This window comes from Mesorhizobium sp. M1295 (genome assembly GCF_040318135.1).
GTDB lineage: Bacteria > Pseudomonadota > Alphaproteobacteria > Rhizobiales > Rhizobiaceae > Mesorhizobium.
Genome location: NZ_JAMYLU010000013.1, coordinates 171,436 through 192,265 on the forward strand (window position 1 = coordinate 171,436; position 20,830 = coordinate 192,265).

A 20,830-nucleotide genomic window follows, 5' to 3' on the forward strand; every position below is an offset into this window, starting at 1 on the left:
GCACTCGTCGGAGCGCCCGAATGAACATTCACAAGAATGCCCGTCTCACGCCGCTGCGTCGGAGGAGATGGCGCTGGCGATGATAGAAGGCGGTTTTTCCAAAGCCCACGCGGGCGTATGGTGTGTCGGCGAAGATCGTGTCGCGCTGGGTCGAGCACTACAAGGCAAGGGCCACGCGGGCATGGCCGACCGCTCGTCCCAGCCCTCCATAATGCCGGGTAGGGCCGAACAGGCCGTGGCCAAGCGCATCATCGCCTTGCGCCGCCCAGCAATTGACCAGCAAGCACATCGCCATAGAGGTCGGCGTCTCGCCAGCCATGGTCGTCTGGGCTTCTTCAGCGATCTCGCCACCTGGCAAAGCCTGATGCTTCGCCTGCTTGCTTGCCGAAGCTAGTCGCAGGCAATGGGTCGTCTTTGCCAAGCCGCCCTTCGGCGTCATCGGCAAGTTCGGCATTTGCGGTGCCCCAATTGTAGGCTCTCAGGACGACTTTGATATCGTCATCAAGGGCAGGGGTCGCCATGCGGTCTCGCCGCATCGAGCCATCGATCCCGTCGTCATCGCAGCCTAGATCAGCATTGGCCTACCAACCTTGGTGTCGCACAAGCGCCCGATCCTGGGGAGTCGCGGGTGATCTTCGTCGCCAAGTTCAACGCCGTGCGGGCCTATAACATCATTCGCCATCAGGTTGAAATCGCCGGAACCGTCAGGATCCTCGCATCGGGCGTGCAAGACTTCACCAAACGTAGATTTCGGCAGCCGCTGAGGGCATTGCGCGCGGTTCATCGGGTATTGGTTGAATCCGGTAGAGGTGCTGGTGCTGACTTAAGTGGTTAAGTTGAAATCAAGTCGATCAGTCACATTTCAAAAAAGCTCTGTTTCGTGCAGCTGGCATTTCACTAGGGGAATGATTTAGGCACGGATCGTCGTCATGAAGAGTTATTCTTCTGATGTGTGGGCTCGAAGAATGCTCTCGTTGGCGCAGCCACGCCTCGCTTGGCGCAAATGAAGGAGTTGCCTGCTAGACCGTTCGTCTTCTGATCTTCGTGCATAGGCTTGGCGAGGTCGGCTGCGAACCTGACCATGAAATCATGGCCATCGCACCGGAATTCGCATCGATGGCGCGATGATGGCATCGCAGGCTGTCGTCGACCTAATGATGGCAGGCCTGGTCATGCGGGTTCGCCACGTCGAAGGATCGTCCAAAGTGTGTCAGCACTGTATATAATTTGAATCTATTCAGGAGGAACTAGTGCCAAAGATCAACGCCGGGCGCTTGCTCTCGGAGCTCAGAAGTTTCGCGCAATTTGGCGCGTATAGGACGGGTGTCCATCGCCCGACCTATTCGAAAGAGGATGTGGACAGTCGACGCTGGCTTGCGGAGCGATACGCAGCCGTAGGGCTTGATGCGCATATCGATGGGGTGGGCAATGTGTTCGGCATCCCTCGGTCGGAACGGCGATCCCTATTGATCGGATCGCATGCAGAGTCCGAGAACCATGCCGGATGGCTCGACGGAGCGATGGGCGTGATGTACGGCCTCGAGATCGCCCGGACCTTCGCAGAAATGCCGGACTGCGCTGACCTTCCCATCGCCCCCGTCGCGTGGGCGGATGAAGAAGGCCATTATATTTCGTTACTCGGTAGCCGTTCATTCATCGGTGACATCGACGAGGTGGAGATCGATCACGCCGTGAATGTGCATCATGGGCTGCCGCTCAGGGAAGCGCTCCGTGCAGCCGACCTAGCCGGTGTTCCCCGATCTCTGGTTGAGCCGGAACGCTACGTCGGTTATCTAGAAGCACACATAGAACAGGGCGACGCGCTGGAAGCCTCGAGCAACCGGATCGGTGTTGTTACAAGCATCGTCGGGCTCTGGCAGTACTCAATCGTCTTTCGCGGCATTCAGAATCACTCCGGTACGACGCGCATGGCTATCCGAAAGGATGCCGGCCTCGCTGCAGCGACGCTGGCCACGGCCATTGCCGAGCGCTTTCCAAAAGTGGCCGGACCGCGTTCCGTCTGGACCACAGGCCGCATTACGCTAGAGCCGGGCGCTCCCAGCATAATTCCGGGCACGGCAGAGATGCTGTTCCAGTTCCGAGATTCAGAGATGCCGGTGCTTGAGCGCCTCGATGCGGCGCTAAGGCAACTGGTCGAAGAGACCGCGATCAGAACCGGCTGCCCCGCGGAGATCGAGCGGACCGAGGCCGGTAAACCATGGCACATGGATCCCGCCTTCCAGGCAGCGATTGAGAATGCTGCTGCGCGCCATGCGCCCGGTGCCTATGTGAGAATGCCAAGCGGCGCCAGTCACGACGCACAGGTCGTGGCTCGCAAGCTGCGAGCTGCGATGCTTTTCGTGCCAAGCATTGGCGGTATCAGCCATCACTGGACCGAAAACACTGACGATGCCGACCTGGTGCTCGGCTGTCAGGTGCTGGCTGATGCCGCCGAGACGATCCTGCGTGGCGAAAGCAGGTAGCGGTTGGCATCCGCATTCACATGACTAGATGCCGTGATGGACCGCTCTCATGTCCCCATCTAAAGTTCGCCACATAAGGTCTGCTCGGCCTTCTGACAGAAACGCCTGACGGAGGAGAGAATTCGTCCGCGGACTTGGTCCATCGATTGGGCTTTGGCTTCTCATTGTGGCGCTCGATGAAGGTGCGAATATCGGCTCGAGCTGGCTGGTTGAGGTATGCACGCCGCGTCGCAGCTGCTTTCGGGTCAGTTCAGCGAACCAGCGTTCGACCTGATTGATCCAGGATGCCAATGTGGGCGTGAAGTGGACATGGTAGTAAGGCTGGCGCACCAGCCATGACCAGCGCGTTTTGTGGGCGGCATAATTATCCATGATGATGTGGACATCGAGATCGGGCGGCACGTTGGCGTCGATCTGCTTGAGGAAGTCGGTTGCCCTGTGCCGCTTGTAGCATTTGCCAATCACGGAGCCGGACGCCACATCGAGCGCCGCGAACAGCGAGGTGGTGCCGTGTCGGAGATAGCTATGGGTCCGGCGCTTCGGCTTGCCCGGCATCATCGGCAGGACCGGCTCCTCCCGGTCGAGTGCCTGGATCTGGCTCTTCTCGTCGACGCTCAAAACCAGTGCCCTGTTGGGCGGTGACAGGTAGAGCCGACGATGTCGCGAACCTTGTCGACGAACAGTGGATCGCTCGACAGCTTGAACGTCTCCGAGCGATGCGACTGCAGCCCGAAGGCTGTCCATATCCGGCGGATTGTCGGATGGGAGAAGCCAATCGCAGTGCCCATCGAGCGGATTGACCAATGGGTCGCATGATCAGGCTTCGAGCGTAGCGTCCGCTCGATCACGGCCGCGATCTGATCATCGTCGATTGTCCGGGGTCTGCCGGGGCGGGCCTCGTCCAGCAGCCCCTCGACGCGATCTTTGAGGAAACGTCGTCGCCATTTGCGCACGCCCTACTCGGCTGCCACGACCTTGCTGGGGACACCGTCAGCGCATCGAAGAATGATCCGGCACCGCTCCGCCATCGATCGCACTACACGCCGACGCCGGACCTGCCGCTCCAGATACTCCGCTCGACCAAGCTCAGAACCAAGGCGGCCGTAGGCCGGCTGGTTGCGTTTGCCATCATGTGCTCCTCATCGCTCCGAGCGCATCATACAATGAGGCTTACTTCAGTTCCAGATGACTAGAATCAAGTTGCCACACGGCCGGCAGAGTTCGCCTGAGGCGGTGGGCGGCTTCCGACCATGCCGCCACTGTTCCGGCGAGTTGAGAACCGGCACGATGCCGCTTTCTGCGCAAGGTATCTCGCTGCCATCAGTCCGTTCAGCACGAAGATCTGGGCATCGCGCGGGAGCGTTGGCCGCAGTTTGACGGCATCAGCGAACTGGGCAACGCGCCACCCAGATTGGCGATGATACCATCCATCGAAAAAACGCCGTCGGTGGCAATCAGCTTAAAGCGGCTGCCTTCTCAACTCCTCTTCTAGTGCCGCCATGTCGTTGTTGGCATAGCGGAAGCGCCTGGCCTTTGAGAGCCGTACGCCGTCGATGATGGAGGCGTGGTTCTACGCATCGGAAATGATGGCGTCTTCCTCGCCGAGCAGCGTCTCGAACAGACCGGCATTGGCGTCAAAACAGGATGAATAGAGGATCCTGTCTTCCATCTTAAGAATGAGGAGATCCTGAGTGCCGCAGATGAAGCGGACCGGCGCCATGCCGTATCCATAGTGGTCGAGCGCAGCCTTAGCCGCATCCCGCAGATCTTGACTGTCGGCGAGACCGAGATAATTGTTGGCGCCCAAATTCAGGACCTTGCTGCCATCCGCGAGTTCGATCTCGGACGACTGGGTCGAGGTGATGACCCGCTCGTTTGTAAGGCAGACTTCAACTCCGCCAATTCCGTCGATCAAATAGGCAGCGAAAGCGTTCTTCATCGGCACCTCCGCAGGAACGGCATGAAGCAGGCCCTACACAAGTGTGTGCTCATCATCGAGGTAATCGCTGCCGCGAAGATCAAAGGGGACGGTCGCGTCGATAGGTAAGCTCATTGAGATCATCGCAAAGCCGCTCCGAAATCGCTCTCGCACGGCTCATTTCCGCTCAAGGGTAGACGATTGCAGTCGACCATGCCGGTTCATCGTGCTTTTGCCAGTAGAGATCCATGAGCCGGCGGGTGATGGATCCGACAAGCCCATTACCGATCGCGGTGCCGTCAATACGCGTTACGGGCATAATGCCACCGGCAGTGGAGGTGATGAACACCTCGTCAGCCGCTTTGATCTCAGCACGACCAACGTCAACAGCCGTGGCCGACAGCCCAATCTCGGCGCAAAGGTCGAACACGGTCCGGCGCGTGATGCCCGGCAGCACCCCAAAAGCGGGCGTCCTCAAGGATCCGTCCTTTACAACGAACACATTGAAGCCGGGTCCCTCTGCAATATGCCCGTTCGTATCCAGGATCAGTGCTGTTTCCGCTCCCATGTCGTAGGCATCGAACAAGCCCTTTACGAGATCGAGCCAATGATAGTTCTTGATCGCCGGATCGACCGATTTGGGTGGAATGCGGACGGTTTCGCTGATCGCGACGTGCAAGCCTCTTTCCAACTGCTCCTTATTGGCAACCGACCCAAAAGGGACAGCAAACGCGATGAAGCGGTTCTCCGCCTGGCGGGGATCGCGGCTGAATGTCGGCGAAGAACCGCGCGTGCAGATCATCTCCACGTACGCCGATCTGTGGCCCGACAAAGCGACGCAATTGGTGAGGATGGATGCTATGTTCTCGCGATGATAGGGCAGCTTCATTCGCAGCCGTTCCGTACCCCCGAAGAAGCGGTCAAGATGCAAATCCAGCCGGAAGAACCTGCCATTCCAGACGTGCACCGTGTCGTAAGTAGCGTCGGAGTGCAGGAACCCCCAATCGAGCACTGAGATCTTGGCCTCGGACATCGGCAGGTATTGCCCGTCCATGAAAACTATCCCGTCAGGATAGCGGCGCCTGTTCACGTGATGCTCGTCCACAGCTGGAAGCGCGGGTAAGGCCTGTGTCATCGGGGGCGCCATTCTTTTTCCTCACACCGGGATAGTTGCTTTGCCCGCGCCTGATAGTCTGGCGTCTCACGCCGTCCCGACGCAGCATCGACTGCGCCCCTTAGATCGCACGTCTCTCCAGTCGAAAAAGTTCAATTTTACGGTGCACACGCAACGGCGGTTTCAAAACACGGCCCGGCGTGATGGCTTCAGCGCAACCTGCCCAACTCTACACCGTTACCCGCGGCTCGAACTTGACACGATCAAGCGAAATCATGCTCTGGAATTTTCGGACATTAGGATTGGTATAGAGCTTTGTCTTGACGAAGACGTCAAAGGCCTCGACGTCCTCAACGGCCACGATCAGTACAAAGTCGGCGTCGCCCGTAACCATGTAGCACTGGGTAACCTCTTTGGCCGCACGCATCGCGCGCTTGAAGTCGTCGACGAGGTCAAGACGCTCACGGTCCAACTCAACCGTGACAACCACGGTGAGGGACTTGCCGACAGCTTTCGGATCCACCAGCGAGATGTCCGCAACGATCACACCATCAGAACGCAGCTTGTTCACTCGACGCATACATGACGCTGCCGAGGAACCGACCATTTCCGCCAGTTCCGCAAATGAGACGCGGCTGTTCTTTTGAAGAGTCGTGAGGATTCTTCGATCTAGGTCATCCATGGAATCATGTCTGCCATGTTGCAAGTTCCATAGTCACCGTAAATGGCGCTACATTCATTGCAGTTCACGCTACAAATTGAAATAGACAAATCAAATTTGCCCCCCCGCAAAAAAGTCGTCGCGGTGAGGCTGCGAGGATCCCAATGGCTCGAATTCGTCGAAATCGCACCGGTGGTGCAGGATCGACTGGGTGGATCCGTCATTCGCGCCGCTATCCTGCCAAGGCAGCTGGTGCGAATCATCCGTGCGGTGCGCTAGACGTGATCCTGGCTGGCGTGAAGGTGTATGTCGCCATCCCGTCGATTTTGAATGAAGGGGAGTTTGCGCCGAAATGAATCGACTGCTGAAATGCAGTTCGCACAAAAGCAATGGGGTTAATGCATCGCCGCGCGGTCTGCTGCACGTTTCGTAATGTCCGCCGTCGCAAGGCGGAGTGTGGCATGGATGGCTGGGTACCATTTGCAGGTTCGTCAATGGGAACGTTGACTGATGCGGCATATTGACTGGCACTCTCGTGCCGGCGCGACTTTCACATGCGATAAACAACCGGCGATCGGGTCGCGTGGCATGGCGGTTACCAATCCCCCGCTCTCTTCCGCCGGGAGGGCGGAAATGCTCGCTGCCGGCGGGAACGCGATCGACGCCGCCATCGCGGCCCTATTCACCCTCACAGTCCTTGAACCGATGATGGTGGGGTGCCGGGTGGGGGTGGCTCATATCCGCCTCGCCAACGGCACGCATCACAGTCTCGAAGGCCTGAGCACCGCGCCACTCGCGACTGGCCCCGCTGTCTACACGCCCGATCCCAAGGCCGCGCCCGGTACGATGGACACGATCGGCCGCCGCAACGCCGTGGGTCACCGCAGTCGCGACCCCCGGCAGAATGCTTGGCTGGTGCGAGGCGCTGCGCCGGTTCGGCCCGTTCTTTTTGGCCGACGTCACCGAGCCCGCGATCCGTGACGCCTCGCGTGGCTTTCGCATGACTCCCTATCAGCAGGTATGCGTCTCCGAGTCGGCGGCGGATCTCGCGCGATGGGGAAATCGCCAAACTGTATCTGCCGGCGCCGTGCGGATCCAGTCTGGGACCCGCCTGGTCACCGCGATTGTGCCGAGACGCTGCGATCGATTTCGCGTAAGGGGCCGGATGTCCTGCATGGCGGCGGACTGGGACGTCGCTTTGCTTAGCACATGGGTGCTGGAGGAGGGCTTTCTGACACTCCAGGACCGGACCGGCTATCGCACCACCGATTGCGTTCCGCTGCGTGGGTATATCGCGGCTACGAGGGGATCGGACCGCCACCGCCATCGTCGGGCCGCTGCATATCATCAGATGTTGAATGGCGGCTACGACATTGGCGCGCTCGGCTTCGCGACGCCGGACACGCTGCACCTGCAGGCCGAAGTGCTGAAGATCGCTTTCGCCGATCGGGCAGCGGCGTCCGCCGATGTCCCGGTCGGCAAGCTGCTGTCCAAGGGCTACGCTGCGGAGCGCCGCATCACGATGGATCGCACCTAGGCGTGGAGCGCTGGGGTGGCGCCTGGTGAAGGCGTGCACACCACCCATCTGACGGTGGCGGACGGGTTCGGCAACATCGTCGCCAGCACGCAGATGACCTGCCACGCTGAACTTTCATCCAGTGGCGATTAGAGCCTTGGCCGTTTCTGTTACGCCTCTTGGCGCGGTTGGAGCAACCGGCGGAGACGCGAAGCCTATTGAGCGCAGCGTCGGAGCCGGTTGCGGCGAGGGTTACGGCGAAGGCCGCCGGGTCTGCTAGCCGAGCGAGGAATGCGGCCTCGCGGTGTTGAACAACACGACGAGAGAACGCCCACGGGACCGAGGAACGCGAGTTTCTTTATCCATGGCATCCCTGGGCCGGGCGTTGTGTTCACGTTTATGAGGTGATCGAGAAGGCTGACCGGGAGCTTTTCCGCTGCAGTCTCTCTGGCCACGCCTCCGATCGGTGGCTGGAGGTTCCGGCCTGGATGTTTGATCGCGCGGTCTGCGCCGCATCGCGCATTGCCGCTGCCCCACATGTTGATCCCAGAACGCTTGGCGTCCTGGTGACACTGCTGCAGGACGCGACGGCCAATTCTCCCACCCCATCGCAATTGGAGATTCGGGCGCAGCATCGGGTCCTCACGACCCGAATCGGGGAGAGGTCCATGCCGCGCCAGCCCACGACATATCAGTTCGATCTGTTCTCCAACCCGCACGATGCGGAGACCGCGCAGATGCCACCATGGCAGGCGCTGCCGGAAGAGACGCGCCTGACGCTGACAAAGCTGATGGTGCGCCTGATCCTCGATCACGTCGACGGCGCGCGCCGTTCAACGGGAGGAAGCGCGCCATGATGCATGAGAAGATCCGGCCCCACCATCTGGAGCGCAAGGCGATCCTGTATGTGCGGCAGTCCTCGGCCTATCAGGTTCTGCACAATCGTGACAGCAGCGCCCTGCAGTATGCGATGCGCGATCGCCTGGTGGCGCTCGGCTGGTCTTGCATCGAGACCGTCGATGACGATCTCGGCCGCTCTGCTGCTGGCGGTGTCGCGCGAGCAGGCTTCGATCGGATGGTCGCCGCAGTCTGTCTCGGCAAGGTGGGGGCGGTTGCGGCGCGGCAGGTATCGCGCTTTGCCCGCAACAGCCGCGACTGGCAGCAGCTCATCGAGATGTGCCGCGTCGTCGATACCGTGCTGATCGATCAGGAGACGGTCTACGCACCGAGCCCGGGCAATGACCGGCTGCTGCTGAGATTGAAGGGCACTCTCAACGAGTATGAGCTCGTCTTCTGCGTCAGCGCTCCCTGTCGGCCCGCTATGAGAAGGCCCGGCGCGGTGAATTCGTCGTCGCTGCCCTGATCGGCTTCGGTGAAGATCGGCGCCCGGCTGGAGAAGGATCCCGATCGTCGTATGCAGGAGGCCATCACCCTTGTGTTTGACAAGGTGGCGGAACTCGGCAGTGCCCGCCAGGCCCTGCTCTGGTCCTCGAACATGGGCTGGATTTCACCACATGATCATCGTGGGTGAGTTCCGTCCTGGCGAACTCCTCGAGCAAAAGGGGGCTGGCCGGCCACGCGCAGATCGGCAAGGGCGTGTGGGCAATGCCCCGACCTGATGGCGGCGATGTTGGTCGACAAGATCGCCCACCCCAAGGCAGGCGCCAACACCGCTTGGGTGCCGTCGCCGATAGCGGCGACGCTGCACGCCACCCACTGCCACAACCCTATAGTCCGGGGCATCCACTTCGAACGCTGCGGCAACCAGACGACGTGCAGGATGATCTGTTGCGTGCGGCGACGGATGCTGGCGACATTTCAAACCACCGCGCGTTGTGCGGTCCGTATTTCAACAGCCGACGCATTTTGGCGCAAACCCCTCCTGCCTAGGTGCTATTAGATGTCGTGCCTCGGTTAGGCCTGTTGGGGACGACAGGCAAATGCTTCGCTGGTGGTCGACGAGACTAAGTAAGCGAGGGTTTACCGCGCCGGTGGCTCAAAAGGGAGGACTGAACATGACAATCTCTCGACGTGATTTCATTAAGGTGGGGATGGCCGCCGGGACGGCCGTATCGATTCCATCGATCCTCCGGGCACAGACGTCGCCGGCCGACTCGCGGACCGTCCGGATGGTGATGTACAACCTCACCGTCTTCGATCCGATCTTTTCGACGGATGGCATCACCCAAGAGCATGGCCTGGCCGTTTACGATACGCTGTTCTCGCTCGATTCCAGGTTTAAGCCGCAGCCGCAAATGGTGGGGAAGTGGGGCGTTTCCGATGACAAGAAGACCTATACATTTGAGCTCCGCGATGGTCTCGGCTGGCACGATGGCACCCCCGTTACTGCGGCGGACTGTGTCGCCTCGATCCGTCGCTGGGGCCAGGTCGCTTCCGGCGGGCAGCTGCTTATGGAGCGGGCCAGGGACATCTCGAGGAAGGACGACAACACCTTCACTATTGCGCTCAAGGAGCCTCTGGGGGTATTGATCGATCTGCTGGCAAAAGTCTCGCTGCCGTCCTTGTTCATCATGCGCGAGAAGGATGCAGCGCGCCCCGCAACCGAGCAGGTGACCGCGAACATCGGATCGGGGCCGTTCAAGTTCAACGAGGCTCTTGCCAACCCCGGCGCGAGCTTTACCTACGACCGCAATGAGCAATACGTCCCAAGCGGCGAGCCGCCGGACGGATTAGCCGGCGGAAAGCTCGTCAAGGTTGATCGCGCCATCTGGAACAACATCGCCGATCAGCAGACGGCCACCGCGGCCTTGCAGGCCGGCGAGGTTGATTTCCTTCAAACTCCTTCCGCTGATTTTTACTCAGCGATCGAGAGCGATCCCAACCTTGCACTCCAGGTCCTGGACAAGGGAGGCCAGGACCGGTGTCTGCGCATGAACTTTCTGCAGAAGCCGTTCGATAACGTCAAGGCGCGGCAAGCGATGCTTCACCTGATCGACCAGGAGGCGTTTCTGCGCGTCATGGCCCCCGATCCAAAATACGGCTACACAGTCACTTCGATATTTGGAAACGGTACACCCTATTCGAATGACGAAAACACGGGATGGTTCAAGAAGGGTGGCGATCCGGAAAAGGCCAAGCAACTCTTTAAGGAGGCCGGATATGCCGGCGAGAAAGTCGTCATTCTCGATCCGACGGACTGGCGGGCGGGCCACGACGCCTCGCAGCTTCTTGCGGCCGAGCTGCGCAAGATTGGCGTCAACGCCGAGCTCGCGCCGAGCGACTGGGGCGGGGTTGTAGCACGCCAGGCGAACAAGGGTCCCGTTGAGGACGGCGGGTGGAGCATCTTCATCACGGGCGATTTCGATTTCACCCAAGGCGATCCGGTTACTGCAGTCTTCCTAGACGCGAGCGGCGAAGGTTTTGCCGGCTGGCCGAAGAACGCCGAATATGAGGCTCTTCGGGCCAAATGGGCAGATGTCGAAACGTTTGAAGAGCGCAAGGCATTGGCACGCAAGATGCAACGGATATGGTGGGACTTCGTTGGCGACGTTCGGTTGGGTCAAGCTGTCTTGCCAACCGCGCGACGCAAGGTGCTCACCAACCTCATCGAAATGCCGCGGGTTGCGATGTGGAACATGCAGAAGGCCTGAGGACACTATGGCCATTTACATCCTTCGAAGGATGATTTCGACCATCGCCGTCATGGCGATGGTTGGGATTTTCGTGTTCCTGCTTCTGAGATTGGCGCCAGGCGACCCGGCGGCAATCATGGCAGGCAAAATGGCCACCCCAGCGATGATCGCCGGCATTCGTGAGCAACTGGGGCTCAACGAGCCGCTGCCGATTCAGTTCATACATTGGGCGTTGGGCATCCTCAGCGGTGACTTCGGGATCTCAATTTTTTCTGAGCGACCGGTTCTCGAGCTCATCTCGCAGCGGCTTGAACCGACCATTTCGCTGTCGATCCTGACGATGATCGGTTCGGTGACGGTTGGGGTCTCCTTCGGCATCCTTGCCGCGTGGCGATCTGGCGGTCTTGTTGATCGCATCCTGACTGTATTCGCGACGCTTGGTTTTTCTGTCCCGGTGTTTGTCGTCGGTTTCTTTCTCATATACTTCTTCGCCATCATGACACGTTGGCTGCCCGTCCAAGGATACGAGCCTATCGACCATGACTTCGGGCCATGGCTTGTGCACCTGCTCCTGCCAACCGTGACTTTGAGTATCCCCTACATTGCTTTCATCGCCCGAATCGCGCGGGCGAGCTTGCTGGAGGTATTGTCGGAAGACTATATGCGGACGGCCGCTGCCAAGGGCGCCTCCTCCTATGCCATGCTTTTCCACCACGCACTGAAGAATGCGGGTGTGCCGATCCTCACGGTGATCGGCTTAAGTTTCGCAGGTCTGATGGGTGGCGTCGTCATCACGGAAACGGTGTTCAACATACCTGGTGTCGGTCGTTTGGTCGTCGATGCGATCAACAACCGGGACTATCCCATCATTCAAGGCGTACTCATCCTGGTTTCGGGTCTGTACGTCCTCATCAATCTCGCGGTCGACCTTTCCTACACCCTGGTCGACCCCCGCATCAGGTACTGAATATGACGCTCCTCTCCGCACCAGTTGAATACGTCCCGACGGATCGCCTGCGAATATCTGATCTGCCACATCTGGCAAGGCGGCATCCGCTGGTCGTGATCGGCGGCGGCCTCTTGGCGCTGTTGATCGTTCTAGCGCTCGCTGCCCCGCTTTACGCCGGCGACCCTCTGAACATGGATCCGTTCAAGCGCCTCCAGCCGCCCTCCGCCGAAATGTGGTTCGGAAGCGACAATCTCGGCCGGGACGTGTTTGCGCGAACGATCTTCGGCGCCCGGATCTCACTCATGGTTGGATTGACGTCGGCGGCAGGCGCAGTTCTGGGCGGCCTTCTACTCGGTGTTGTCGCTGGCTACAACCGTGGCTTAGATGGTATCATAATGCGGGTGATGGACGGCCTGATGTCGATCCCGACGATTCTGTTGGCCATCGCGCTTATTTCTCTGATAGGACCCGGGATCGGTATCCTCATCGTCGCCATCACGATCCCCCAGCTGCCAAGCGTCACGCGCATGGTTCGTTCGGTGGTTCTGGGTGTCCGGGAGCGTCCTTACGTGGAGGCTGCCCTCTGCGGCGGGGCGCGCCTACCGAAAGTGCTGTGGCGGCATATTCTGCCGAGCACCATTCCGTCACTTATGGTGCAGAGCGCCATAGTCTGCGCGGATGCGATCCTGACAGAGGCCGGGCTGAGCTTCCTTGGCGTAGGCGTGCCGCCCGAGATTCCGAGTTGGGGCAACATGATTTCAAGCTCTCGACTGTATCTCGCTATCGCTCCATTCACGGTCTTCGCCCCCGGCATCTGCCTTGCCGTCACGGTCCTTGCCGTAAACCTGCTCGGCGATGGCCTGCGCGACCTGTTCGACCCCCGTTCGAGGCGGCGGCGTTGACATGCTAATGCATCAAACCGCAGGGAACGACGTGCTTCTCGACGTTCGAAATCTTGAGACGCACTTTTACGGCGAAGAAAGCGTGACCCGCGCCCTGGGCGGCATCAGCTTCCAGGTGAAGAAAGGCGAGACACTCGGTGTCGTCGGTGAATCGGGATGCGGGAAGAGCGTCACCGCCCTCTCCATCCTTCGCCTGTTGCCGAAGCTGACGGCCAGGATTGTCGGCGGCGAGGTGCGCTTTCACGGATGCGACATCCTTGAGCTGTCCGATCGGGAGATGCGAAAGATCCGCGGCGACCAGATCGCAATGATCTTCCAGGAGCCGATGACGAGCTTGAATCCGGTCTATACGGTCGGTCACCAGATCGCCGAAGCGGTGCAGATCCACACGAAAGCGTCCCGCTCGGTGGCCATGGCAAAGGCCGAAGAGATGCTCCGTCTCGTCCGTATCGCGGACCCCGAACGGCGCGTCAGCAACTATCCTCACGAAATGTCGGGCGGCATGCGCCAGCGCGCCATGATCGCCATGGCCCTGGCCTGCTCACCGGAACTGTTGATTGCCGACGAGCCGACGACTGCGCTCGATGTCACCATCCAGGCACAGATCCTGCGGCTGATCGTCGATCTGAAAGAGCGCACGGGAACGGCCGTCATGTTCATTACGCATGATCTTGGTGTTGTAGCCGAGACATGCCAACGCGTGATTGTGATGTATGCCGGCCGGATCGTAGAACAAGCGAACGTCATAGATCTGTTTGCGCGTCCGGCGCATCCCTACACTCAAGGGCTCATGCGATCGGTGCCTGACCGGCGGCGCGGCCGACAGCGCCGCCTTCCAGAGATTCCTGGGATCGTGCCGAACCTGCGCGAGCCCATGGTCGGGTGCAGCTTTGCTCCTCGCTGCCCGTTCGCGATTGACATTTGCCGCGAGAAGACGCCTGTCCTGCGTGATGTCGGGTCGAGCCACGCCGCGGCTTGCTGGCGCGCCGAAGAGGTCGTGGGCGCATGAGCGGTCCTTTGCTGACAGTCGAGAATCTGACCAAGCATTATCCGCTCGGTGCAAGATTCCTGAAGAAGACTATTCCGGTGATCCGGGCGGTGGAAGACGTTTCCTTTTCCGTCCAGGCGGGCGAAACGCTCTGCATCGTCGGCGAATCCGGCTGCGGCAAGTCAACCGTCGCGCGTCTCCTGATGCGGCTCGTGGAACCGACTGACGGGCGCGTGCTGATCGACGGGACCGATATTGCGGGTCTCAAGAAGGACGCGCTTCGGACGTTCCGCCGCCGGATGCAGATGGTCTTTCAGGACCCTTACTCGTCGCTGAATCCGCGCCTTACCGCCGGGCAAATTATCACCGAACCCGTGGAGAATTTTGAGCGTCTCAGCCGCAAGCAGCGCCAGGCACTTGCCGCGGACCTTCTCCGAAAAGTCGGAATGTCACCTGAGATGATGTACAGGCTCCCGTCCGAGTTGTCGGGCGGTCAGCGCCAGCGGCTCGGTATTGCGCGCGCGCTATCACTCAAACCCTCGATTATCATCGCTGACGAGGCGGTATCCGCCCTTGACGTCTCCGTGCAGGCGCAGATTCTGAATCTGCTCTTGGATCTGCAGCAGCAGATGGGCCTCGCCTTCGTCTTCATTTCGCATGACCTCGGCGTCGTAGAGCATATCGCCCATCGCGTTGCCGTCATGTATCTGGGCCGGATCGTGGAGCTCGCACCATGCGAGGCGCTTTTCGTCAGCCCGGTCCACCCCTACACGGAGGCGCTGATCGCGGCAGCTCCGGTACCGGATCCGACGCGCGTTCGGCTGGAGGCGCCCGTGGAAGGCGAGGTGCCAAGCCCAATCAACCCGCCGACAGGGTGCGCATTCCACCCGCGCTGCCCGCTCACGGTCGAGCGATGCCGCATCGAGGTACCGCCTTTGGTGCCTATGGCTGACGGCCGCGTCGTAGCTTGTCATGTGCGCGCTCCAGCCACCGGTATCCCGGCGCCGGATATGGCGGGCGATCATGCGCTTGCCCATGTGGCTCAGCCACAGACGCTTTCCTGAAGGCGTCGGGACACGCAAGTACAGTAACAGTCAAATGCATTCGCGGGAAAAGTAGGAAATCGTATGCCGAGAGATTCGCACCAGAACAGTCGCCATCCAGTCCAGAAGGATGGTGGCTTTGATACGGTCGGTTCAATTGCCACAAACGTTGAAGACGGCTTCACAATGGCGGCAGTTGGCGACCTTCTTTTTGCGCGGCCAGTGACCAAGGGGCATTATCCTGGCTTGGTCGATGTTCTCAGGATCTTCCATGGGGCCGATGTCAGTTTCGGGAACTTGGAAACCAACATCTTGGATGTTCAATCCAAAGGATGCCCACAGGCTGAGTACGGTGGAGCGTATTGCATCAGCGACCCGCAGCTAGGTCCTGACTTAAGGGCCATGGGATTCAATATGGTCAGTCGCGCGAATAACCATACGCTCGACTGGGGCCTTGAAGGCATGCACGAGACGAGCCGGGCGCTCGAAGAAAACGGCATCATCCATGCAGGCGCAGGCGAAAACCTCGCACAGGCTGGAGCCGCCCGCTTCCTGGAGACTCCGCGCGGAAGGGTAGCGTTAGTGTCATTTGCTACGACATTCATGCCGATGGCTCGTGCGTGCGATCCCGCTGGTGAGGCGCCAGGCAGACCAGGGCTCAACGCCCTTCGTTTGGAGAAGAGCATCGTTGTTCCGCCGGAGATGCTCGAGAGCTTGAGACAGGTGCGCGAAATGCTACCGGGCTACAACCCCGCTGGAAAAGATCCAAGCCGCGTAGTGCTCGGCGGGGTGACGTACAAAGCTGGCGACAAAGCCAGTTACAGCTTCGAACCCAACTCGCGTGACATCACCGGTATCCTACGCAACGTTCGTCGGGGCAAACAGATCTCCGACTTCTGCATCGCCACGAATCATGAGCATGAACCCGGCGTGTGGAGCGAGGAACCGCCTGACTGTGAACAGACGTTGGCCCGAAGGCTTATCGATGCCGGGGCGGACGCATACGTCGTGCATGGACCTCATCAGCTGCGAGGCATCGAAATCTACAAAGGCCGGCCTATCTTCTACAGCTTGGGTAATTTCTTCTGTCAGGACCTCCGGACGCCAGTAGGCGATGACATGTACGAGGTATACGGCAAGGATCCGAGGGTGAATACAGACGCCGAAGTCACGGTCGACGAGGTGGCGAAAGGATATCCGACTGCGGAAGGATTAGTAGGGTCTCAATCTGATACGATCTTCTATGAGAGCGTGGTTACCATTAGCCGTTTTGAGCTGAACCAGCTCGCTGAATTACGGCTCCATCCGATCGAGCTCCGCCGCTTAAACAGATTTGCGAACCGAGGTATTCCGCGGCTCGCACCCGCACCGCAAGCAGTAGCTATTTTGGAGCGGCTACAGAAGCTCTCGGAGCCGTATGGCACCCAAATCGCCATCGAGAACGGTGTTGGAGTGATCCGACTGCAGCCCAGTTCGGCCCAACGCGGCATGTAGCAATACCTCAGCGGCTTGGTGGGCCGAACTCGCCGCTGGGCGGATAAGCCTGGGCCCTCCAGCCGCGAGATTCGCCTCCGCCATAAGGAGGTGAGCAACCAAAGTTATGTCAGAAACTTGAACTGCGTACAGAAGTTGGCAACTGAAGTAAGGAAAGCTCGTGATGGGGACGCTTGAGATTGATGGACACCGCTACCTCGATGGCCGCGCATCCAATCCGAATGAACTCGGCTGGATGCGCGGTTCGCCGCCGCCGGCGGACAAGTGCATCACCTTCGAGAGCGACGCTTTCCTCGATTTCCCGCAGCTTCGCTGGTCGCTGTCGCACATGCGCGAGCTTGTGCCGACTGTCAATGTGTGGCGCGGAGCGGGCCGGCCAATGCTGCTGGAGCGCAGCGACAAGACCGCCGACATCGACGCGCTCACCTTCGCCGACACGAACGGGCTCGTGCGCCGTTTCGATGATGCGCTCTACGACACTTATACGGACGGGATTGTCGTGCTGCATCGTGGACGCATCGTCTATGAGCGCTATTTTGGCGCGCTCAAGCCGCACCTGCCACATGCGCTGCACTCTGTTACGAAGTCGTATGCGGGTACGCTCGCCGCGGCGCTCGTGCACGAGGGCGTCCTAGACGAATCCAAGGAACTCGCGCACTATCTACCGGAGCTGCGCGGCAGCGCGTTTGAGGACGCGACGCTGCGCCAGGTTATGGACATGCAGACGGGGCTCGACTACAGCGAAGACTATACGGATAAACACTCCAGTTTTTGGACGCATGCGCGCGCCTGCGGCTGGCGACCTCGGCCGGCTGGGTACGAAGGACCGCAGACGTTGTGCGACTACTTGTGCACCATGCGCAAGAAAGGCGCCCACGGCGAATCCCGGAACTACAAGACCGTGAATACTGACGCGCTGGCCTGGGTGATGACCCGCGTGACAGGGCGATCGTTCGAGCAACTGCTGCATGAACGCATATGGGCGCCGTTGGGCTGCGAAGAGGACGGATACGTCTTCGTCGATCCCGCTGGCACGGCGATGGCCGGCGCCGGCCTATCGGCAACAGCGCGCGACCTGGCGCGCTTCGGCGAGCTAATGCGACGCGAGGGCGAGTGGAACGGAAAACAGTTGATACCCGCGTCATTTGTTGCGGACGTGCAAAGTGGCGGCGGCCCCTCCAAGGGCTATGAGGGGACGCAGGGTTACGAGTATCGCGGCCAATGGTGGCTGACACACGACGAGCTGGGCGCGTTCCTTGGCCGAGGCATGCACGGCCAGCTGCTCTATGTTGCGCCAAAGGCGGACATGGTGGTGGCGCGCTTGGCCTCTCACCCGATCCCCTCCAGCAATGGCAATATCCCGATCACTCTGCCGATGATGCTGAAGCTGGGGCGTACCCTGTCCGCGTAGCCAGAAGGCAAGCAGGCTAGAATCTGCGTCTGCTTACACCTTGCGCACGAGGTTGGCGCCTTCGGGCAGCGCGTGTCCGACCCCATTTCCATTCTTCGGTTGTCTGTACGCTTCTCGGCGTCCGTGACGCTGAGAATAAATATTGTTCCCTGGCTCGGATCGCGAGTGCGACCGACCGCCGGCTACCGTCCTCGCTTTCACTGATCCGTCGTCCGGAAAACGCAACCTTCGCGGGGCGAGTTACAGCCGACTTCCGAACGGTCAGAAAAGATACGTCAAAACGCTGACGACAAACCAACCCGCTTCGTGCGGTTCGCATTTCAAAAGTTGATGCATTTTGGCGCAAAAAACTACGTTGCCCATGCTTCATATGTCCTGAAGAAACCTCCGCCAGCGTCACCACGAGGAACGACGGTCGTGATCAAAGCACCCGCCCATTTTGCGAAGCGCGTCGACGCGTTGTTCAGCGAGTTCAGCGGGCCGGAAATGCCTGGCGCTATCGTCGCGGTGACTGAGAACGGCCGGGAGATCTTCGCCAATGCTTATGGTCTGGCGAACATCAACGAAGACGTCCCGATAGGGCGTAAGACCATCATTCGCATCGGTTCGCAGAGCAAGCAGTTCACCGTGCTGCTAATTCTGATGCTGGAGGCAGAAGGCAAGCTGAGCCTGCAGGACGAGGTGCAGAAACACCTCAGCTATGTGCCCCGGCTCGAGTACCCGGTGACGCTTACGCACCTCGCCTCCAACACCAGCGGCTACTGGGACCATCTGGAGAGCATGTTCGTTTGCGGTCTGTCGATTTTCGCGCCGTCAGACCGCCAGACCGTCCGTGATCTTATTGCCAGGCAGGACGCGCTCAGCTACAAGCCCGGCAGCGCGATGACCTATTCGAATGCTGGCTTCTTCATGCTGTCCGAGATCATCGAGCAGATCGAGGGCGCGACGTTCAACGAGGTCCTACGAAAGCGCATCACCGGCCCGCTCGGCATGTGCGATACCTCGCTCCTGTTGCGCGACGGATTGGCGATGAAGCACCTGGCCGCGCACTATACCAAGCAAGCTGACAGCTGGATCCAACTGGGCTGGGGAATTGAATTCGGCGGTGAAGGCGGCATGGTTTCGACGCTCGACGACATGCTCGTCTGGCAGCAGAACCTGATCGATCCAAAAGTTGGCACGCCGGAAGTGTATGAGCGCATGGCGACGCCCTGCGTCTTCGACAATGGCGCGACAGGCTTCTATGGGCTTGGGTTGAGGACAGACGTCTATAGGGGCCGCCGCGCGGTTGGCCACGGCGGTTGGGTTGCCGGCGGCAGATCCGAATCGGTGCGCTTCATTGACGACGAGTTCGGCGTCGTCATCATCGCCAACAACGATCAAGTCGCCACATTCGAAGTCGCCCGGCGTATCGCCGACATCTATTTCGGCGATTCCGAGCCGGCGCCGATCGAACTTGCTTTCGGCCGCTACCGGCAGGAAGGCGGCCCGGACGTGTTCGAGATCGTAGGCTACAACGGCGTACCGAGCTTCCTCAGTTCCGGTGGTCTGCAGGGGCTCGATTTCGGCCGTCAAGGCGTCGCCAGGCCCGAGAACCCAATCACTGACCTAGTTCTCAGTCCACGGCCGGACGGCAAGATCGACGGCACGTTCTGCGGCACGCCGAGGGTCTACGCGCCCCTGGTTGCAAACGGCGGCGCGGGCGCCTCTCTCGCGGGACGCTACGTCAATAAGGCGCAGGGCCTTGAGGTCGAAATCGACGGCGATGCCCAGCGTGGCATGTTCCACCTGCGCTCCGATCTTGGCGCAATGAACGCGCCTATCGTCGCCGCTGACCGCGATCTCTGGTTCCTGCTCCAGCCCGGCACTGAGATGAGTCCCGGCCTGTCATGGAAGGCGACGCTCAGCTTCACCGCTGGCGGTTTCGAGATAAACTCGGACTTCGTCAAGAAATGGCGCTTCACGCGAGTATGAGCAACATCAAAACGACCTCCAAAGGAATTCGACACGCTGACGCGGGTATATCTCCGCTTATTTCTTGCCGCCGCCGTTCGGTCCTCCAGGGACCGCAACCTTTGCGCGGCTCGCCCTGCCGGTTGACCTCCCGACCGACAGGGCTCCTTTTCTGAGCCGCTGGATGGTCGCTGCCTTCTACGAATGGATAGATTGGCAACGTGAACTGCCTCGGCGTGTGTTTGAAGTCGAAGTCTTCGATCTCCTTGGCGAGCGGCAGCTTGGCGACGATCAGCTGGTATTTGATGGAGCGCGCCTCCTTCTCGGCAATCACCGCCGACACGACATCGCCGACGATCCTCGGCGGCTCGTGCTGACGCTTGATCCCAGTGGCCATGATCTCGTTATAGGCGCCGCGCATGCCGTAGAGCTTCAAGATGCCGCGGCTTGAGAGTAAGCGCCTCGCCGATCACCTATGGGTTTGGGCTTGATGTTTTCCGTAATCGCCAGGGCATGAGTTCCTCGATCTGGCTCTGTGGATGGCCGTTGATGATGGCCTCGAGGGTTTCGGCGAGGTAGGCAACGGGATTGACGTCGTTGAGCCTGCAGGTGGCCACGACGGATGAGAGCAGCGCCCAGTTTTCGGCCCCGATCTCATGGCCAGCAAAGAGAGCATTTTTTCTGGTCAAGCATACGGGCCGGATGGCGTTTTCGACCGGATTGGTGTCGAGCTCGAGCCGGCCGTCGCCGAGGAAGCGGGTGAGCCCTTCCCAATGGGCAAGACCATAGCGGATGTCTTCGGCCA

18 protein-coding genes and 6 pseudogenes are annotated in these 20,830 nt (G+C 60.1%); 17 read left to right on the top strand and 7 right to left on the bottom strand.

The window, feature by feature from the left end:
* Window positions 1-20: 20 nt before the first annotated feature.
* The 3 genes and pseudogenes from NKH29_RS19290 to NKH29_RS19300 all read left to right on the top strand — a co-directional run.
* A pseudogene (locus tag NKH29_RS19290) lies at window positions 21-323 on the top strand (leucine zipper domain-containing protein); the annotation flags it as partial.
* A gap of 305 nt (window positions 324-628) precedes the next feature.
* Complete coding sequence (locus NKH29_RS19295) at window positions 629-835, top strand: hypothetical protein (protein ID WP_353000381.1); 207 nt, start codon at window positions 629-631, stop codon at window positions 833-835.
* Between the two features lie 415 nt (window positions 836-1,250).
* Window positions 1,251-2,483, top strand: coding sequence for a hydantoinase/carbamoylase family amidase (locus NKH29_RS19300; RefSeq protein ID WP_353000383.1), 1,233 nt, complete (start codon window positions 1,251-1,253; stop codon window positions 2,481-2,483).
* A 59-nt stretch (window positions 2,484-2,542) separates the two neighbouring features.
* On the opposite strand, the pseudogene NKH29_RS19305 reads toward NKH29_RS19300, so the two are convergent.
* The 5 genes and pseudogenes from NKH29_RS19305 to NKH29_RS19325 all read right to left on the bottom strand — a co-directional run bounded on the left by NKH29_RS19305 (window position 2,543) and on the right by NKH29_RS19325 (window position 6,197).
* Window positions 2,543-3,612 (bottom strand): annotated as a pseudogene (locus tag NKH29_RS19305) (IS630 family transposase).
* A gap of 62 nt (window positions 3,613-3,674) precedes the next feature.
* Window positions 3,675-3,882, bottom strand: a pseudogene (locus NKH29_RS19310) (alanine racemase); the annotation flags it as partial.
* Between the two features lie 2 nt (window positions 3,883-3,884).
* A pseudogene (locus NKH29_RS19315) lies at window positions 3,885-4,422 on the bottom strand (aminotransferase class I/II-fold pyridoxal phosphate-dependent enzyme); the annotation flags it as partial.
* 166 nt (window positions 4,423-4,588) lie between these two features.
* Window positions 4,589-5,455, bottom strand: coding sequence for an aminotransferase class IV (locus NKH29_RS19320; protein WP_353000385.1), 867 nt, complete (start codon window positions 5,453-5,455; stop codon window positions 4,589-4,591).
* A gap of 289 nt (window positions 5,456-5,744) precedes the next feature.
* Window positions 5,745-6,197 carry an Lrp/AsnC family transcriptional regulator gene (locus tag NKH29_RS19325; protein ID WP_353000387.1) on the bottom strand — a complete coding sequence of 151 codons (453 nt, stop codon included), beginning with the start codon at window positions 6,195-6,197 and terminating at the stop codon, window positions 5,745-5,747.
* A 612-nt stretch (window positions 6,198-6,809) separates the two neighbouring features.
* Here NKH29_RS19325 and NKH29_RS19330 point away from each other — a divergent pair.
* The 14 genes and pseudogenes from NKH29_RS19330 (at window position 6,810) to NKH29_RS19400 (ending at window position 20,046) form a co-directional block, all read left to right on the top strand.
* Window positions 6,810-7,157 (top strand): gamma-glutamyltransferase, encoded by a 348-nt coding sequence (locus tag NKH29_RS19330; RefSeq protein WP_353000388.1) that lies wholly within the window; start codon window positions 6,810-6,812, stop codon window positions 7,155-7,157.
* Window positions 7,081-7,713 (top strand): gamma-glutamyltransferase, encoded by a 633-nt coding sequence (locus NKH29_RS19335; protein WP_353000390.1) that lies wholly within the window; start codon window positions 7,081-7,083, stop codon window positions 7,711-7,713. Before NKH29_RS19330 ends, NKH29_RS19335 begins: the two co-directional genes overlap by 77 nt.
* A 647-nt stretch (window positions 7,714-8,360) precedes the next feature.
* Entirely contained in the window at window positions 8,361-8,549 is a 189-nt protein-coding gene (locus tag NKH29_RS19345) for a hypothetical protein (RefSeq protein ID WP_353000392.1), read from the top strand.
* The gene (locus NKH29_RS19350) at window positions 8,546-9,055 is read left to right on the top strand and encodes a recombinase family protein (RefSeq protein WP_353000394.1); all 510 of its coding nucleotides are present in this window, start codon (window positions 8,546-8,548) and stop codon (window positions 9,053-9,055) included. The genes NKH29_RS19345 and NKH29_RS19350 overlap by 4 nt, the downstream gene beginning before the upstream one ends.
* A gap of 9 nt (window positions 9,056-9,064) precedes the next feature.
* A complete protein-coding gene (locus NKH29_RS19355; protein ID WP_353000395.1) occupies window positions 9,065-9,223 on the top strand; it encodes a hypothetical protein in 159 nt (52 codons plus the stop codon).
* 29 nt (window positions 9,224-9,252) lie between these two features.
* A pseudogene (locus NKH29_RS19360) lies at window positions 9,253-9,436 on the top strand (hypothetical protein); the annotation flags it as partial.
* A gap of 271 nt (window positions 9,437-9,707) precedes the next feature.
* Window positions 9,708-11,303 (top strand): ABC transporter substrate-binding protein, encoded by a 1,596-nt coding sequence (locus NKH29_RS19365; RefSeq protein WP_353000397.1) that lies wholly within the window; start codon window positions 9,708-9,710, stop codon window positions 11,301-11,303.
* A gap of 7 nt (window positions 11,304-11,310) precedes the next feature.
* Window positions 11,311-12,252 carry an ABC transporter permease gene (locus tag NKH29_RS19370; RefSeq protein ID WP_353000399.1) on the top strand — a complete coding sequence of 314 codons (942 nt, stop codon included), beginning with the start codon at window positions 11,311-11,313 and terminating at the stop codon, window positions 12,250-12,252.
* 2 nt (window positions 12,253-12,254) lie between these two features.
* Window positions 12,255-13,136 (top strand): ABC transporter permease, encoded by an 882-nt coding sequence (locus tag NKH29_RS19375; RefSeq protein WP_353000400.1) that lies wholly within the window; start codon window positions 12,255-12,257, stop codon window positions 13,134-13,136.
* A 1-nt stretch (window position 13,137) separates the two neighbouring features.
* Window positions 13,138-14,145 (top strand): ABC transporter ATP-binding protein, encoded by a 1,008-nt coding sequence (locus NKH29_RS19380; RefSeq protein ID WP_353000402.1) that lies wholly within the window; start codon window positions 13,138-13,140, stop codon window positions 14,143-14,145.
* Complete coding sequence (locus NKH29_RS19385; protein WP_353000404.1) at window positions 14,142-15,188, top strand: ABC transporter ATP-binding protein; 1,047 nt, start codon at window positions 14,142-14,144, stop codon at window positions 15,186-15,188. Before NKH29_RS19380 ends, NKH29_RS19385 begins: the two co-directional genes overlap by 4 nt.
* 63 nt (window positions 15,189-15,251) lie before the next feature.
* On the top strand, window positions 15,252-16,661 hold the full coding sequence (locus tag NKH29_RS19390) for a CapA family protein (RefSeq protein WP_353000405.1): 1,410 nt from the start codon (window positions 15,252-15,254) through the stop codon (window positions 16,659-16,661).
* A gap of 163 nt (window positions 16,662-16,824) precedes the next feature.
* Window positions 16,825-18,072 carry a serine hydrolase domain-containing protein gene (locus NKH29_RS19395; protein WP_353000408.1) on the top strand — a complete coding sequence of 416 codons (1,248 nt, stop codon included), beginning with the start codon at window positions 16,825-16,827 and terminating at the stop codon, window positions 18,070-18,072.
* A gap of 417 nt (window positions 18,073-18,489) precedes the next feature.
* On the top strand, window positions 18,490-20,046 hold the full coding sequence (locus NKH29_RS19400; protein WP_353000410.1) for a serine hydrolase domain-containing protein: 1,557 nt from the start codon (window positions 18,490-18,492) through the stop codon (window positions 20,044-20,046).
* A 211-nt stretch (window positions 20,047-20,257) separates the two neighbouring features.
* Here the strand turns inward: NKH29_RS19400 and NKH29_RS19405 are convergent.
* Both NKH29_RS19405 and NKH29_RS19410 read right to left on the bottom strand, forming a co-directional pair.
* Window positions 20,258-20,446, bottom strand: a pseudogene (locus NKH29_RS19405) (IS21-like element helper ATPase IstB); the annotation flags it as partial.
* 52 nt (window positions 20,447-20,498) lie between these two features.
* A partial coding sequence (locus tag NKH29_RS19410) for an IS66 family transposase (RefSeq protein WP_353000412.1) occupies window positions 20,499-20,830 on the bottom strand: 332 nt, incomplete at its 5' end.

Excerpts from the sequence above, each read along its gene's own strand:
- NKH29_RS19395 (WP_353000408.1), top strand. The coding sequence starts at position 16,825 with ATGGGGACGCTTGAGATTGATGGACACCGCTACCTCGATGGCCGCGCA.
- NKH29_RS19390 (WP_353000405.1), top strand. The coding sequence starts at position 15,252 with ATGCCGAGAGATTCGCACCAGAACAGTCGCCATCCAGTCCAGAAGGAT.
- NKH29_RS19320 (WP_353000385.1), bottom strand. The coding sequence starts at position 5,455 with ATGGACGGGCAATACCTGCCGATGTCCGAGGCCAAGATCTCAGTGCTC.
- NKH29_RS19365 (WP_353000397.1), top strand. The coding sequence starts at position 9,708 with ATGACAATCTCTCGACGTGATTTCATTAAGGTGGGGATGGCCGCCGGG.
- NKH29_RS19325 (WP_353000387.1), bottom strand. The coding sequence starts at position 6,197 with ATGGATGACCTAGATCGAAGAATCCTCACGACTCTTCAAAAGAACAGC.
- NKH29_RS19375 (WP_353000400.1), top strand. The coding sequence starts at position 12,255 with ATGACGCTCCTCTCCGCACCAGTTGAATACGTCCCGACGGATCGCCTG.
- NKH29_RS19380 (WP_353000402.1), top strand. The coding sequence starts at position 13,138 with ATGCTAATGCATCAAACCGCAGGGAACGACGTGCTTCTCGACGTTCGA.
- NKH29_RS19335 (WP_353000390.1), top strand. The coding sequence starts at position 7,081 with ATGCTTGGCTGGTGCGAGGCGCTGCGCCGGTTCGGCCCGTTCTTTTTG.
- NKH29_RS19370 (WP_353000399.1), top strand. The coding sequence starts at position 11,311 with ATGGCCATTTACATCCTTCGAAGGATGATTTCGACCATCGCCGTCATG.
- NKH29_RS19345 (WP_353000392.1), top strand. The coding sequence starts at position 8,361 with ATGCCGCGCCAGCCCACGACATATCAGTTCGATCTGTTCTCCAACCCG.
- NKH29_RS19350 (WP_353000394.1), top strand. The coding sequence starts at position 8,546 with ATGATGCATGAGAAGATCCGGCCCCACCATCTGGAGCGCAAGGCGATC.
- NKH29_RS19330 (WP_353000388.1), top strand. The coding sequence starts at position 6,810 with ATGCTCGCTGCCGGCGGGAACGCGATCGACGCCGCCATCGCGGCCCTA.
- NKH29_RS19385 (WP_353000404.1), top strand. The coding sequence starts at position 14,142 with ATGAGCGGTCCTTTGCTGACAGTCGAGAATCTGACCAAGCATTATCCG.